Here is a 16,005-nt window from a genome sequence, read left to right on the forward strand (position 1 = left end):
CTATTCTCTTTCTTTTTCTATCATTTCGTAGGCTTCAAGCTCGTCGCCTTCTTTGATGTCGTTGAATTTTTCAAGGCCAATTCCACCTTCATAACCATTATTTAATTCTTTTGCATCATCTTTAAATCTTTTCATAGATTCAATATCACCATCAAAGATAACAACATTGTCCCTTAATAATCTTATCTTTGCTCTTCTTGGAATTGATCCGCTTGTTACTAGAACACCTGCAACCATTCCAGCATTTGGAATTTTGAAAGTTTCTTGAACTTTTGCACGACCAAGAACTTTTTCTTCAAATTCTGGATCTAGCATTCCTTTTAGAGCTTTTTCTACATCTTCGATTGCTTCATAAATTACAGAATAAGTTCTTATTTCAATATTATTTTCTTCTGCCATTTGAAGAGCACCTTGGGTTGGACGAACATTAAATCCAATTATTATAGCATTTGATGCTTGAGCAAGAAGAACATCTGATTCTGAAATTCCTCCAACAGCTCCTGCAATTACATTTACAAAAACTTCTTCATTTGAAAGTTTTGAGAAGGAACTTGAAACTGCATCTACTGTTCCTTTTACATCAGTTTTTACTATAATATTTAATTCTTTTAATTCTCCATCTTCAATGCCTTCATACATATCTTCAAGGTTAGTGTTAGATTTTTGAATTAGTCTTTCTTCTCTTTTTTGCTCTTTAGCACGATCAGCATAAAATCTTGCAGTTTTTTCATCTTCTACAGCAAAAATTTTATCTCCAGCTTCCGCCACATCGCTTAGTCCTAAAATTTGAGCTGGCATTGATGGACCTGCTTCTGAAATTGGTTCACCTTTTGAATTAAACATAGCCCTTATTCTTCCTGAAGAAGATCCAGTAACTACATAATCCTTATCGTGAAGAGTTCCTTTTTGAACAAGAACTGTTGCAACTGGACCTCTTGCCTTATCAAGTTGAGCTTCAATAATAATTCCAACTGCAGCCCTATTTGGATTTGCTTTTAATTCTTTCATTTCTGCAACAAGTAAAACCATCTCCAAAAGATCTTTAATTCCAGCGCCTGTTCTTGCAGATACTTCTACCATAATTGTATCTCCACCCCAGTCTTCAGAAACTAAACCATATTCTGTAAGTTCTTGTTTTACTCTATTTGGATCACTTTCTTCTTTATCCATTTTATTAATGGCAACAATTATTGGAATTTCTGCAGCTTTAGCGTGATTGATTGCCTCAATTGTTTGTGGCATAACTCCATCATCACCTGCAACAACTAAAATCGCAATATCAGTTGATTGAGCTCCTCTCATTCTCATTTGAGTGAAAGCCTCGTGACCTGGTGTATCCAAAAATACAATTTCTTTATCATTAATATCTACAGTTGAAGCACCAATATGTTGAGTTATTCCTCCAGCTTCCCCAGATGCAAATTGTGTATCTCTAATGGCATCAAGAATTGAAGTTTTACCGTGGTCAACGTGACCCATAACTGAAACAACTGGTGGACGAGTAGCCAAATCTTTTTCATCATCTTCAAAATCAAGATCTTTTTCTTGAACTTCAATTTCATCAACCTTAACTTCTTTTGAGATTTCTTTATTAAATTCAAGAGCAACAAGTTCAGCTTGGTCAAATTCTATTTGATCATTTAGCCCTGCCATAACTCCAAGCCCCATAAGTTTCATGATAACTTGATTGGCATTTTCTTCAATTTTATCTGCAAAAGCCTTTACTGAAATTGATTCTGGAATATAAATTTTTCCATCATCATTGTTATCAGCTTTTATTTCTCTTTTTGTTGATTTTTTTGATCTTTTATTTTGCTTTTTATTTTTTTTCTTATCTTTTTTATTTGAAGATTTTTTATTTTTTTTGTTAGATACTTTATTTTCAGAAAGATTTTCTTCTTGTTTAGCTGGTTTTTTTTCTATACTTTCTGATTTTTTCTCTTTATTTATTTCTTTTTTATCTTCTTTTTTAATATCTTTGGCTTGATCATCTTTTTTTTCTGTATCTTCGCTAAAGTATTCTTCTACTAAGTCAAGTTCATCACCACTAAGCACAGACATATGAGATTTTATTTGTAATCCAAATTCATCCCTTAGTAGATTTAACATATCCTTTGTAGATTTATTGTGTTTTTTTGCTAATTCATATATTCTTAATTTTTTAGCCATCTAATCACCTCTTTTATTTCATAGCAATTATCTCCTCGTAAAGATCATCACTAATTTCAGTTTTAAAAACTTTTTCTAATTTTCTTTTCTTTTTTGCTTCTTCTATGCACTTTTCATCTTTGCAAATATAAGCACCCCTACCATTTTTTTTGCCAGTAGGATCTAGGATAATTCCCTCTTCTTTGTTTTTAACTATCCTAATTAATTCATGTTTGTCTTTGTTTTCTCCACAAACTATACATTTTCTTTGTGGTATTTTTCTTTGTTTCATTTTTTCACCATTATTAATGAGTTATTCTTCTTCACTTTCTTCAATATCTTCTTTAATAATTTGGTCAAGGTCGTCTGATAGATTTTCTATATCTTCCTTTTCTAAAGACTCGCCTTCTTCTAAATCTTTGTTTACAACTTCTTCGTTTTCTTCAACAGATTCTATCTCTTCTTCATTTAAACCCAAAATTTCATCTATTTGATCTTGGTCTAAATTGTCATATTCTTCTTGGCTTTTTATATCAATTTTCCAGCCTGTAAGTCTTGCTGCAAGTCTTGCATTTTGACCTTCTTTTCCAATTGCAAGGGATAATTGATCATCTCTTACAACAACCAAGGATTGTTTTTTCTTATCGTTAATAAAAACTTCGTTTATTTCTGCTGGTGATAGGGAGTTTTTGATAAATACTTTTACGTCTTTGTCATAATTTATAATATCAATTTTTTCGCCTTGTAATTCTTCAACAATTGAATTTACACGACTTCCCTTAAAGCCAATACAAGCTCCGATTGAATCTATTTCTGGATCATTTGAAAATACAGCGATTTTTGTTCTAGATCCTGCTTCCCTATCAATTCCATAAATTTCAATTATTCCATTTGTAATTTCTGGAACTTCAAGTTCAAATAATCTTACAACCAAGGCCTTGTCTTTTCTTGAAAGAATTATTTGTGGCTCTTTTGTTGTATTTTTTACTTCTTTAATTAAAACTTTAATTCTTTGATTTGGAGTATAAGTTTCATTTTCTACTTGCTCTTTTAAAGGAATAATTCCTTCGATTTTATCAAGATTTATATAAACATTAAACTTATCTTCTCTTTGGACAACACCTGTTATTATTTCATTTGCCCTATCCAAATATTCAGAATAAACTGAATCTCTTTGGGCATCTCTTATTTTTTGGATAACAATATTTCTTGCAGTTTGAGCTGCAACTCTACCAAAATTTTTAGGTGCAATTTTTACCCTACATATATCTCCTAAATCAAGTTTTGCATCAATTTCTTTTGCTTTTGTCTTAGATATTTCAGCTATTGGATCATTTACTTCATCAACTACATTTTTAAGAGAATATACTTCAATTTCTCCAGTTTCTTGATTGATATTTACATCAACATTTTCATTATTATCGTAGTTTTTTTGGTAAGATTTAACCAAAGCTTTTTCCAATGCTTCAAGGATTACTTCCTTATCAACATTTTTACTTTTTTCAAGTTCCTCTAAGGCAATTATAAATTCTTTATTCATCTTTCCCCCTAGAAGACTATCTCAATTTTAATAGTCTTAATTTCACTTTTCTTAATTTCTCTTTGTTCATCTTCAAGCGCAAATATTAAGGAATCTTCTTTTATTTCTTTAATTTTCCCTATAAACTTCTCGCCACCTTTAAGTTTTACTTCTAAAAGCTCATCTTTATTTCTTTCAAGGTCTCTATCATTTTTTAGGGGTCTTGAAAGGTCAGGAGAAGATACTTCTAAATAATAAAATGATTTTATAAGGTCAATCTCATCCAATTTTTCGCTTAAAAAATTAGAAGTTTTTTCGCAATCATCAATGGTGATTCCCCCGTCCTTATAAATAAAAAACCTCAATATTTTATTTTTTCCTTCATTTACAAATTCGATATCTACAAGCTCATAACCAAGATCATTAATATCTTTTTCTAGATTTTCTTTTAATTTACTTATTAAATCCATAACTTCCCCTTTACATATTAAAAGAGTGGATTTGTCCACTCTTCGCTTAAAATTATTATACTCTCTATGTCTTAATTTTCAATTTTTAAAAATACGCTATATTATTTAAAAATAATATGAGTTTTTTATTTTATTTTAAAAAACTTTTTAATTTTTCTTTCCGGGATTTGGGATAAAATTATTGCAGCAAACATAATTAAACCACCAATAATTTCTCTTTCAACAGGTCTTTCATGTAAAAATAAAAATCCAAAAAAGGCAGCAAAAACTGATTCTAAAGATAAAATCAAACTTGCTATAGTTGGGTCAGTATCTTTTTGAGCAACAATTTGAAGGGTATAGCCTAGTCCTGAAGAAAATATTCCCAAATATAAAATCGCAAGCATTCCTTTCATTATCAAATTAATATCAGGTTTTTCAAATAAAATCATAAGAATTAAGGATACAAAACTTGCAATAAAAAATTGTATCATTGACATTTTTACGCTGTCGGCTTTTGGAGAAAATTTATCGATAAACAAAATATGAAAGGCAAAAAATAAAGATCCAATAAAAATCAAAATATCTCCCTTATTAATCGAAAATCCATCCTCAACCTTTACTGTCAATAAATATAAACCAATTAGAGCAAGAATTATAGAAATTCCTGTTTTTTTCGAAATTTTTTTGCCCATAAAAATTGCAAAAATCGGAACAATTACAACATAAAGTGAAGTAATAAAACCTGCTTTTCCACTTGTTGTATAATAAACTCCAGTTTGTTGAAAACTTACAGCAACTGCCATCACAACACCCGTAGCAATCGCTCCTTGGATAGTTGCAGTTTTTTTAAAGCTATCCATTTTTTTTAAACTTTTATTTTTTCTTAAAATTGAATATAAAAATAAAAAAATTCCTGCCGTTAAATTTCTTAAAAAATTAAAGGTAAATGGCTCAATAAAATCACTTCCAAGTTTTTGGGCAATAAAAGCAAATCCCCAAATAAAGGAAGTCAATAATAATAACAACTCACCCTTATGATGATTTTTCATGTCTACTCCTAAAATTTTCTTTAATCATTGCTTGTATTATATCAAAAAATTTATAATTTGTAAGATTTTTTTAATAAAAATAATTAAAAACTTATATCTATGACTTAACTTTGATAAATAAATGTATTTTCTTGTTATAAATATGCATATTTTTCTAGATTATTAAAAACAAATAAAAAACTCTAATAAAGAATTAATCTCTATTAGAGTTATAAATCACAAATCAAATAAAGACATTTGATTTTCTTCTTGCAAGCCTTCAATTATTTCTAAATTTTTTAAAGAATTCAGTGCGTTTTTATTTAATGAAGTTCTTTTTTTCAAATCTTCAATTGAAATAAATTTTGCTTTTTCTCTTTCAACAACTATATCTTTCGCCATAGCTTCTGAAACATCATCGACTGCTGAAAGCGGCGGTAAAATTTCTCCGTCTTCATCCAAAATAAATTTAACAGCTTCAGACTTGTACAAGTCTGCTTTTTTTATTTTTATATCTCTTGCAGCCATCTCTTCAGCAACCTCCAACAATGATCTTAGATTTTTTTCTCTTTGTGTTGGTTTTTCCAATTGATTAATTTCATTTAATGCATATTGAATTGATTTTAATCCTCTTACAATAACTGAGTATTGAAAATCATTTAATTTTGTAGAAAAATACGTTGCATAAAAAGCTTTTGGGTAATAAACCTTATAATAAGCAATCCTATAACTCATTAAACAATAAGCAACTGCGTGAGCTTTTGGGAAAAGATATTTTATTTTAAGACATGAATCAATGTACCAATCTGGGACATTATTTTCTTTCATATAATTTAAAGTTTCTTCAGAAAGTTCTTTTCCCTTTCTAACTTTTTCCATTATTTGGAAAGATTTTTTCTTATCAAGCCCAAGATTAATAAGTGAGTTCATAATATCATCACGGGTTGAAATTATTTGGTCAAATCCTGCTATTTTTGATTTTACCAAATCCTGAGCATTATTTAACCAAACGTCAGTTCCATGAGAAAGACCAGAAATTCTTGTCATTTCTGAAAATTTAGTTGGGAAAGTATCTTTTAACATTCCCCTTACAAAAGATGTACCAAATTCAGGAATTCCCAAAGTCCCAATTTCATTATTTGAAAAATCGTATTTTATATTTAAAGGTTTGGTTGAAGAGAAAATATTCATAACATTTTCATCATCCATTTGAAGCTTCAAAGGATCTGTATTTGTTAAATCTTGAAGACTTCTAATAATTGTAGGAACATCGTGGCCCAATAAATCAAGTTTTAAAATTACTCCGTGCATCATATTGTAGGTAAAATGAGTTGTTTTTATATCATCTTTTCCATCATCTGCTGGATATTGAACTGGAGAAAAATCATAAATTTCCTTATCGTTTGGAACAATCATTAATCCTCCAGGGTGTTGGCCAGTTGTTCTTTTTACATCGTAAAGTCCTCTTTGATATTTTCTAATTTGTGCATTAGAAAGATTTAGGTCATTATCTTCCATATATTTTTTAATATAACCAAAGGCTGTATTATCTTTTATAGTTCCAATAGTTCCTGCCCTAAAAACTTTTCCCTCACCAAATAATTCTTCAGTATATTTATGAATGGTTGGTTGATATTCACCAGCAAAATTTAAATCAATATCTGGTTCTTTGTCACCTTCAAAGCCTAAGAAAACTTCAAAAGGAATATCGTGGCCGTCTTTTTTCATTTCTGCCCCACATTTTGGACAAATTTTATCAGGCAAATCTATTCCAGCTCCGACGCTGCCATCAGTAATAAATTCAGAATGTTTACATGATGGACAAACATAATGAGGAGCAAGTGGATTTACCTCTGTAATATTTGCCATGGTTGCTGCAAACGATGAACCAACCGAACCTCTTGATCCAACCAAATATCCATCCCTATTTGATTTTTCTACAAGCTCTTTTGCAATTATATATAAAACCGCATAACCATTTGAAATTATAGAATCAAGTTCCTTATCAAGTCTTGTTTTTACAAGATCAGGAAGAGGATCTCCATAAATTGAAATCGCCTTTTCATATGTTGTATCTTTTAATTTTTTATCAGATCCTTCAATTTTTGGTGGAAAAGTTTCGTGAGGAATTGGCATAATGCTTTCAAGGCTATCAGCAATTTTATTTGTATTTTCAATTACAACTTCCATTTTTGTTTGATCATCTAGATAATAAAATTCATCAAGCATTTCATTGGTTGTTTTTAAATAATAAAGGGGATTATTTTCCTTATAATGGAAAAATTGTCCCTTGTGTAAGATATTTCTAAGAACATAATCTTTCTTTTCCATATATCTTACAGATCCTGTTGCTACAACTAATTTATTATGTTTTTTTCCAAGCTCTATTATTTTTTTATTTATTTCAATAATTTGATTTTCATCTCTTATTGATCCATTTTCTAAATCATCAGCAAATACACCGAGTGCTTCTATTTGGAAAAAATCAAAAAATTCACAGATTTCATCTATTTTTTCTTCTGCATAAGCATCTCTTATTGCCTTAAATAAAAGACCGTCTTTGCCACCTGAGCCAATAATTAAGCCTTCTTTATTTTCTTTTACCAAATCAAACGGAGTTTTGGCTTCAAAATTAAAATATTTCATCCTAGATTCTGAAATTATTTTATAAAGATTTTTAAGGCCAGTATAATTTTTTGCAAAAATAATTGATGAGAAATTTTCATGACGAGCAATAGGCCATTTTGTTTTTATAGAATTAATTTTTTCTAGGCTGAAATCTTTATTTTTTTCTTTGATTTTTTCAAATAATTTTATAAAAATTTTGGCAGTGGTAAGGGCATCATCGCTTGCTCTGTGGTGATTAAATGGTCCAACTCCTAATTTTTTTGCAAGTTTATCAAGAGAAAATCTTCCCATAGATGGAAAAACTGCCCTTGCCATTGGCAAAGTATCCAAATAAACTGGCTCAAACTCTAAAGACAAATTGTCGCAAGCCTCTTTTATGAAACCAATATCAAAATCTGTATTTTGTCCTACAAAATATGAATCTTTGGAAAATTCCAAAAATTTCGGCAAAATCTCATCAATTTTCGGCTTATCCATTACCATTTCATTTGTAATTCCAGTAAGCTCAACTACCTTTTGAGGAATCATTTTTTCCGGATTTACAAGTTCATTAAAAACTTCAACAATTTCACCATTTTGAACCTTTACAGCACCAATTTCTGTAATTTTATCAGAATATTTAAAAAGTCCAGTTGTCTCCAAGTCAAATACAATAAAATTTTGATCTTTTAAATCACTTATTTCGTTTATTTTTTTATTGTAATTATTGGTTAAAATTCTCAAATTTTTATCAACCAACAAAAGCTCTGCCCCTGCTAGCATTTTTATCCCATTTTTTCCAAGCTTATCGTACATATCTGGAAGGGCTTGTAGAGTTTCTGTATCTGTAATTCCACAAGCTGTGTGGCCCCAAGATTTTAATTTTTTTGCTAATTCATCCATATCAACAAAACCATCAAGGTTTGTCATTTTGGTATGAATTTCAAGCTCAACTCTTTTTTTAGGATAGGTATCAAGCCTTTCTTTTTTCTCACATTCTTCTATTGAATTTACTGTAAAAACATCCTCATGAGAATAGCTATCATAATTTAAAACTCCTTGGACTCTTACAGCCATATTTTCTTTTAAATTTTCAAGCTTATTTTTATTTCTTGGTTGAACAAACATCTTACAAGCTATTGCATCTGACTCATCTTCAAGGTCAAAAGAATAAATAAAATTTCCTCTTTTAGATTCAAATATATCTATGCCAAAAACCCTTCCCCTTAATGAAAGATTCATGCCTTTTTTGTCATATATTTCTTCAATTTTAAATTCATCAGCCTTAATATTTCTTCCATATTTTAGAATATCTGATGGATCTTTTTGGACTTTTTCCGAATTTTTTTTGTTATTTCTGGCATTTTGAATCATATTTTCAAGCTCTAGTTTTTTTAAATCCCTAAGGCTTGATGGTTTTTCTTCAGTAATATTTTCATCTTTTTTTTCTTCAAGATTTGCTAGGTCGAAAATATCTTTATCTTCATTTTCCGAATTTTTTTCTTGTATTTCGTCTTTTTTTTCTTCTACAATTTCTTCCTCTCCATCTTCATAGCCTGTTTCATAAAAATCTGGAAGAGGTTGATGTTCGTAAAATTCTTCAATTGGATTAACTTGTGGCTTATCATTTTTTATATCTTCATATTTTATGGCCAAATTTACATAGGAAAAATATTTTTCTAATTTTTCTTCGATTTCTTTTTCTTTTTTTCCCACAATTATTAATTTTAATTTGTTTAATTTTTTTGAATATATAGCATTTTTTATATAGTAATCTTTATCAGTATCAATGATTGATTTTAGACTAATTTTCATTTTTCTCATCTTTCAAAATTTCTTCAATTAGACTGTCTACTATTTCTTCTTGTTTTACTTTTTTTATGGTTATTCCTTTTTTAAATAAAAATCCATATCCTTTTGCGCAAGCTATTCCATAATCTGCTTCTTTTGCTTCTCCTGGTCCATTAACAGGGCATCCCATAATGGCAACTTTTAAATTTAAATTTAACTTATCAAGTCTTTCGCTTGCCTCATTTACAATTTCATCCAAATTTACACTTGTTCTTGAACAAGTTGGGCAAGAAACCAAATCAACTCCATCACGTCTAAGTCCTAAAGCTTTTAAAATAGTTTTTCCAGCTTTTACTTCTTGTACTGGATCTCCTGTTATTGAAACCCTAATTGTATCTCCAATTCCATCTTTTAATAAAGATCCCATTCCAATTGAAGATTTTACCAAGGCTTGATAAAGAGGACCTGCTTCTGTAACTCCTAAATGGAGTGGATAATCACAAAGAGAAGAAATTTTTCTATTTACATCAATCATTGTATTAACATCAGATGATTTTATAGAAATAACAATATCGTGAAAATCTAAATCTTCTAAAACTTTTACTTCATCAAGTGCAGAATAAACGAGGCTATCAACATTTACACCATGGTATTTTTCAATCATATCCTTATGAACAGAACCAGAATTTACACCGATTCTTATAGGAATATTTTTTTCCTTACATTTTTCAACTAAAATTTTAACCTTGTCAGCCCCACCAATATTTCCTGGATTTATTCTTAAACAATCACAGCCGTTTTCAACTGCAGCAAGAGCAAGCTTATAATCAAATTGTATATCTGCTACAAAAGGAAGATTGGTTCTTTTTTTAATTTCAGAAATTGCCCTTGCATCTTCAAGAGAATTTATTGCAGATCTTGAAATATCACAGCCTGCCTTTTCAAAATCATTTATTTGTTTTACAACTTCTTTTATATTTTTTGTTTCTTTTGTTGTCATTGATTGAATAGAAATAGGAGATCCTCCTCCTATGGCTACATCTCCTACATACACTTTTCTAGTTTTTTTCAATTTTTTCTCCTTAAAATAAGTTAATTAAATCTTTGATTGTAACTAGAAGAATTAAACTCAACAAGAGAATAAATCCTCCTATAGTAAATTTTTCTTCAATTTTTTTATTTACTCTTTTTTTAGTAATCATTTCAAACAAAGATGTAAACATTTTTGATCCATCAAGAGCTGGAATTGGTAAAAGGTTAAAAAATCCTAAATTTACACTTATATATCCCAAAAAGAATAATAAATTCATTGCTCCAAGATTTGCCTGTCTTCCCATTTCTTTTACAACACCAACTGGGCCAGATAGGGCTGAAAATCCTAATTTACCTGTAAATAAACTTTTTAATACAGTAAACATTAAAACAATCATGGACCCAACTTCTTTTATTCCAATTTTAATAGCTTCAAAAAATCCTACATCCTCATTTTTTGGAATAAAACCAAGTAGAGGTCTTTTATCTTCAAATTTAACCTTGACATTTCTTTCAATTTCTTTATCATTTCTTTTTACTTTCAAAGAAATTTCTTCGTTTTTATCGTGATTTTTATAAAATTTTTCTAAACTTTTTGAAATATCAGAAAATTCATTAATTTTTTCGCCTGAAATTTCTGTTATTTGATCATTTATTTTTAAACCTTGACTTTTTATAGGAGAATTATCAGTAAATCCTCCAATTTTTGTTGATGGTTTTCCAGTATTAAAAGATACAATGGCAAATAAAATTGCTGCAAAAATCAAATTTGTCAAAGGACCTGCAAGAATTGTCAAAAATCTTTTGTAGGCAGGTGCCTTGTCAAAGGATCTTTCATCATCACTTTCATCATCTTCCCCTTCCATGGCACAATATCCACCAATCGGAAAGAGATTTACAGAATAAAGAGTTTCCCCTTTTTGTTTTGAAAAAATTTTAGGCCCCATGCCAATGGCAAATTCATTGACCTTAATTCCACTTTTTTTCGCTATAATAAAATGTCCAAATTCATGAATCAAAATCAAAAATAAGAACATTATAATAGATAAAATAACCGACTTCATTTCTCTCCTAACTTATATTAATGTAAATAAATAAAGACAAGGGCTGATAAATAAGATTGAATCAAATCTATCCAAAATCCCTCCATGACCTGGAATCAAATTTCCATAATCTTTTATTTTACATTTTCTTTTTATAAACGATGCTACTAAATCTCCAGTTTCTGATAAAAATGCTGCAATTATTGTAAAAATAATTACTAACAATATATTTTTGTCAAGCTTTACATAATTTACATAGATCAAATTTAAAATCACAGCTCCACAAATTCCTCCGATAAAACCTTCTATGGTTTTGTGAGGAGAAATTGATTCTAATGATTTGATTTTGTGTTTGCCAATAGTTGAGCCTGTAAGGTAAGCAAAAGTATCTGAGCCCCAAGCAATAATATATAACATATAAAGATACATTTTATTATTAATTCTTATCGCACTTGACATAAAAATAGAAACATAAGTTACTACAAATAAAAGTGCAAAAAAATCTTCCATCCTATACTTTTTATTAAAAATCATATATACAAAAATTGCTATGAGTATGGATGTAAATCCAAACATAAATAAATTTTGATGGTTGCTAAAGGCATTTATAACAAAAAATAAATTTATTACCATAGCAAATTTTAAAGGAACATTGTATGACAAATTTTTCAGTGCATTTACCAATTCTTTTACAGCAATACACGAAAAAATCCCAAAACCAATTGCAAAATAAATTCCACCAAGATAAGTTATTGCAATTAATATAAAAAGAATTATTCCCCCGCCAAAAAGTCTCTTAGCTAGGTTCATTTATACCACCATACCTTCTATCTCTTCCAAAAAATGCATCAACTGCATCATCCAAATCTTTTTTCGAAAAATCTGGCCATAATATATCTGTAAAATAATATTCAGTGTAAGCCATTTGATAAATCAAAAAATTAGAAATCCTAAGATCTCCACCAGTTCTAATCAAAAGATCAGGATCTGGCATATTTGCTGTATATAAATAATTTGAAATATCTTCCTCATCAATATTTTCAAAATCTATCCCATCTTTTGCCATGTCCTTAAAAGCTTTTACAATTTCACTTCTACCACCATAATTTATGGCCATATTTAAAACGAGCTTATCATTATTTTTTGTTAGCTCGCAAACATCAAGACAAGCCTTTATAGTTTTTTCTGGAAGTTTTGATATATCTCCAATAATGTTTAATTTTACTTCATTTTCAACGAGTAATTTTGTCTTATCTTTTATAAATTTTGCCAACAATTTCATCAAATAATTGACTTCTATTTTTGGTCTTTTCCAATTTTCTGTAGAAAATGCATAAAGAGTTAGATATTTTATGCCTTTTTCCTTGGCATAAAGTGCAATATCCACAACATTTTCAGAACCTTCCTTATGACCCATAGATCTTGGCAAATTTCTTTTTTTAGCCCATCTACCATTTCCATCAAGAATAATGGCAAGATGATTAAGTTCTTTCTCCTTCATACACCCTTCTTTCTAATTTTATCTCTATATGATTATACCATAAGAAATTTAAGAATTAATAAGAAATATTTTTATAAAATACGAGAAAAATCAGCAGCATGAATTATTCAATAAAAAAGTAGATTACAATTTATCTTCTAATCTACTTTTAAAATAATTTTAAATTTTTTATAATTTTTTTTATCCTAATTTATATTTATTTACAAAATCTTTATTAGCTTTTAAAATCTCCCTATATTCTGTAATCATATTATAAAAAGTAGCTTTTTTTAGCCCTGACTCTTCCATAAATTTTTTGGAAGATATTTCCTCATTATCCCGTTTTTCATAAAGTTCTTCCCAATTATCTGGAAATTCCATTTTATTTCTTCCAGCATTAGATTTTCTATCAAAGTCTAGTTTGACAATATTATTATTTAAAAGTAAAGAATCAAGTATTGTTTTAAGTATAGCCTTATTCATAGGCTGTGATACACCGTATTCATAGCTTGTTTCAATTTCAGCAATTATCAAATATTTTTTTTGATTTATAAAATATTCTAATTCATTTGCTATATCTACCTTACTAATTCCTAAAGATTTAAGAGATCCAATAAGTAAGATATCATTTTTTTTCATTTCATCTTTTATTGAATTTAGTTCTCTAAAATTTCTTTTGTGTTCAACGCTTACAAAAATATCTAAATTATCTTTTCTTATTAAATCAATTATACCTTCAAAAATATTAATATCTTCTGTAGTTTTCGTATAAATATATAAAGACATTTTTCACCTCCTAAAAAACTTAAATAACTTATTAAATTTAAATCCTAATGCATTTTCAAGTTGTTTTCTATTAATTTTAACTTTTGACATTTCTCTGTTACATGAATACTTACATTCAAATTCCCCTGGTAAAGAATTGGTCCAACTTTCTAAAATTTTCTTAGAAGTTTTATCTGATCCAAACTTAATTATTACAATGTTTGTTTTTATTATAAAACAGTTAGGATCACTTTCCCATAGATTTCTTATTTCTTCTATAGCATCTTGTGAAATATATTTTGCATGGTAAGAAAAATCTTCATTCCAGTTTAGCTCTCTTACATAATCAGGCAAATCAAAATTATGTTCTTTAAATATTTGTATCAAAACATTTGAAGATATTTTAATAATATCTGGATAATAATCATCTGCTATATCATTCGAACCTATCATATAATTAATAATCCCATTAACTTCTTCTATCATAATTCTTAAATATTCTCTATAGAGTGCATTTGTTGCTCTCGCCTTAATATTTTTACTTATACCATCATATGCTACAGGATCAATATCTTTTTTTAGACCCGAATTATATTTAAGAAACGGCATTCTTTTTCTTTCAGGTTCTCCAGGATCACATATTTCATTACTTGCAAAAATAAAAAGTGCTTGTTCTTCTCTTTGACTATTTTCACATTGCTTACTATTTTTTATTTTTTCTTTAAGCCTTCCATAGTAATGTCCATCAATTTCATCTACAAATATTGGTAGACCCTTATATGTTTCTTGAATCATATCAATTTTTGCAGTTGAAACTTCTTTAGTTGAAAAGTGCTTTAAGTTCATATTTGTCATTAATTTTAATATCAACTCTGTCATAAAAGTTTTTCCTGTATTAGATGATGACGAAGCTATCAATGTAAATAAAGGAAGACTTGATGTAGGAATATTTTTAATATCTGCAACACATCTTAGCTTTGCATTGAAAGGCGATGAGAACATTATATTTAAAAGTTTATAATGTGAATCTCTTAGCTTATCAATATCTCCTATAAAATCTTTTTTGTAATTATCCATCGTTTCAAATAAGAGCTCTATATCTTTTTTTACATCTTCTTTTTTGGGATTTAAATCTATAACTTTATCATTTAAAAAGACTTCTCCATTATTATAATCAAAAGTTAGATTAGGATAATCTGTTTGAATTTCTTTAATATTTAATTTTTTTCTTTTAATTATCTTAGAGTTTACACTTATCCTTTTAATTAAATCTGGAACTATTTCAATAAAATCTTTTTTAGAATTTGCCTTTATATTATTTACTAGGATTTTATTCTTTTCCATTATTTTATCTGCATCTAAAGTATATTTTATACGCTCATAAATCTCGTCACTCTCATCTGGTTTTTCTAATAATATAGCTTCTTGTGTTTTTATAGCTTTTTTAATTATTGGTATATCTTTTTCTGGATCATCCTTTTTTGAAGATGCCACTACCTCTTCAGGGATATCATCAGACAAATTCCAAGCTGTTTCAAAATCTTCTAAATAAGTATCATAAGCATTTATTGTATCATCTACTTCATAAGTTTCAATTTGATTTCCAGACCACGCTTCGCTTGACATATTTGCAGAACTTATTATTACTCTAGTTTTTCCTTGATTAGATTTTAGTAAGTAGATTTTTCTATGATCAATAGTATACTTTGGAGATCTTATAAACAAAGAACCATCACCAATCCTTTTTACCAAATCTTTTTCTTTTCTAACATAGTCAGCAGCAAGTTCTGATAAAGTCATATTTTCGGCTAATAAATATGCTTCTGACCTTAATTTGTGTAGCTTGCTATCTCTTCTGACCATAAATCTTCCACCAAGTATAAGCTCTCCGTATTCAAACATATTTATAATTTTATTTATAAATTTAATATTATATGAGTATGTTATAGCCCTTATTTCATCGTATCCACTAAATAAATTCTCTAAAGTCTCATAACTAGTTTCCAAAAATCTTGTGTGATATATTTTATATTTATTTTCTATAAATTTTTGACTTGTACCATCATTAATCCCACCTAAATTTTTTTCATTTTCTTCAGTGCTAAATAGTGAAATTTGTTTCATGGTCCCCTCCAATTTT

At 28.5% G+C, this 16,005-nt stretch carries 12 protein-coding genes; all 12 read right to left on the reverse strand.

Annotated elements, in window-relative coordinates:
• Entirely contained in the window at window positions 1-2,169 is a 2,169-nt protein-coding gene (gene infB, locus BN2087_RS08170) for a translation initiation factor IF-2 (protein WP_049691280.1), read from the reverse strand.
• 13 nt (window positions 2,170-2,182) lie between these two features.
• The gene (rnpM, locus tag BN2087_RS08175) at window positions 2,183-2,440 is read right to left on the reverse strand and encodes an RNase P modulator RnpM (RefSeq protein WP_049691281.1); all 258 of its coding nucleotides are present in this window, start codon (window positions 2,438-2,440) and stop codon (window positions 2,183-2,185) included.
• A 21-nt stretch (window positions 2,441-2,461) separates the two neighbouring features.
• Window positions 2,462-3,688 carry a transcription termination factor NusA gene (nusA, locus tag BN2087_RS08180; RefSeq protein ID WP_049691282.1) on the reverse strand — a complete coding sequence of 409 codons (1,227 nt, stop codon included), beginning with the start codon at window positions 3,686-3,688 and terminating at the stop codon, window positions 2,462-2,464.
• Between the two features lie 8 nt (window positions 3,689-3,696).
• Window positions 3,697-4,137 (reverse strand): ribosome maturation factor RimP, encoded by a 441-nt coding sequence (locus tag BN2087_RS08185; protein WP_049691283.1) that lies wholly within the window; start codon window positions 4,135-4,137, stop codon window positions 3,697-3,699.
• A 125-nt stretch (window positions 4,138-4,262) separates the two neighbouring features.
• Window positions 4,263-5,168, reverse strand: a complete 906-nt coding sequence (locus BN2087_RS08190; protein ID WP_049691284.1) for a DMT family transporter — start codon at window positions 5,166-5,168, stop codon at window positions 4,263-4,265.
• Window positions 5,169-5,384: 216 nt separating this feature from the next.
• Window positions 5,385-9,578: a PolC-type DNA polymerase III gene (locus BN2087_RS08195; protein ID WP_049691285.1), complete on the reverse strand. Its 4,194-nt coding sequence runs from the start codon at window positions 9,576-9,578 to the stop codon at window positions 5,385-5,387.
• Window positions 9,559-10,617 carry a flavodoxin-dependent (E)-4-hydroxy-3-methylbut-2-enyl-diphosphate synthase gene (gene ispG / locus BN2087_RS08200; RefSeq protein WP_049691286.1) on the reverse strand — a complete coding sequence of 353 codons (1,059 nt, stop codon included), beginning with the start codon at window positions 10,615-10,617 and terminating at the stop codon, window positions 9,559-9,561. Before ispG ends, BN2087_RS08195 begins: the two co-directional genes overlap by 20 nt.
• Window positions 10,618-10,627: 10 nt before the next feature.
• On the reverse strand, window positions 10,628-11,641 hold the full coding sequence (gene rseP, locus BN2087_RS08205; protein ID WP_049691287.1) for an RIP metalloprotease RseP: 1,014 nt from the start codon (window positions 11,639-11,641) through the stop codon (window positions 10,628-10,630).
• 12 nt (window positions 11,642-11,653) lie between these two features.
• Entirely contained in the window at window positions 11,654-12,430 is a 777-nt protein-coding gene (locus BN2087_RS08210; protein ID WP_049691288.1) for a phosphatidate cytidylyltransferase, read from the reverse strand.
• Entirely contained in the window at window positions 12,417-13,121 is a 705-nt protein-coding gene (locus BN2087_RS08215; RefSeq protein WP_049691289.1) for an undecaprenyl pyrophosphate synthase, read from the reverse strand. The genes BN2087_RS08210 and BN2087_RS08215 overlap by 14 nt, the downstream gene beginning before the upstream one ends.
• A 180-nt stretch (window positions 13,122-13,301) precedes the next feature.
• The gene (locus tag BN2087_RS08220) at window positions 13,302-13,886 is read right to left on the reverse strand and encodes a hypothetical protein (protein WP_049691290.1); all 585 of its coding nucleotides are present in this window, start codon (window positions 13,884-13,886) and stop codon (window positions 13,302-13,304) included.
• 3 nt (window positions 13,887-13,889) lie between these two features.
• Window positions 13,890-15,989, reverse strand: coding sequence for a phospholipase D-like domain-containing protein (locus BN2087_RS08225; RefSeq protein ID WP_049691291.1), 2,100 nt, complete (start codon window positions 15,987-15,989; stop codon window positions 13,890-13,892).
• Window positions 15,990-16,005 lie beyond the last annotated feature (16 nt).

The sequence above is a fragment of the Anaerococcus jeddahensis genome (genome assembly GCF_001182725.1).
Taxonomy (GTDB): Bacteria; Bacillota; Clostridia; order Tissierellales; family Peptoniphilaceae; genus Anaerococcus; species Anaerococcus jeddahensis.

Bases quoted from the DNA above. Each gene is read 5' to 3' on its own strand.
- infB (WP_049691280.1), bottom strand. From the start codon at position 2,169: ATGGCTAAAAAATTAAGAATATATGAATTAGCAAAAAAACACAATAAA.
- rnpM (WP_049691281.1), bottom strand. From the start codon at position 2,440: ATGAAACAAAGAAAAATACCACAAAGAAAATGTATAGTTTGTGGAGAA.
- nusA (WP_049691282.1), bottom strand. From the start codon at position 3,688: ATGAATAAAGAATTTATAATTGCCTTAGAGGAACTTGAAAAAAGTAAA.
- BN2087_RS08185 (WP_049691283.1), bottom strand. From the start codon at position 4,137: ATGGATTTAATAAGTAAATTAAAAGAAAATCTAGAAAAAGATATTAAT.
- BN2087_RS08190 (WP_049691284.1), bottom strand. From the start codon at position 5,168: ATGAAAAATCATCATAAGGGTGAGTTGTTATTATTATTGACTTCCTTT.
- BN2087_RS08195 (WP_049691285.1), bottom strand. From the start codon at position 9,578: ATGAGAAAAATGAAAATTAGTCTAAAATCAATCATTGATACTGATAAA.
- rseP (WP_049691287.1), bottom strand. From the start codon at position 11,641: ATGAAGTCGGTTATTTTATCTATTATAATGTTCTTATTTTTGATTTTG.
- BN2087_RS08210 (WP_049691288.1), bottom strand. From the start codon at position 12,430: ATGAACCTAGCTAAGAGACTTTTTGGCGGGGGAATAATTCTTTTTATA.
- BN2087_RS08215 (WP_049691289.1), bottom strand. From the start codon at position 13,121: ATGAAGGAGAAAGAACTTAATCATCTTGCCATTATTCTTGATGGAAAT.
- BN2087_RS08220 (WP_049691290.1), bottom strand. From the start codon at position 13,886: ATGTCTTTATATATTTATACGAAAACTACAGAAGATATTAATATTTTT.
- BN2087_RS08225 (WP_049691291.1), bottom strand. From the start codon at position 15,989: ATGAAACAAATTTCACTATTTAGCACTGAAGAAAATGAAAAAAATTTA.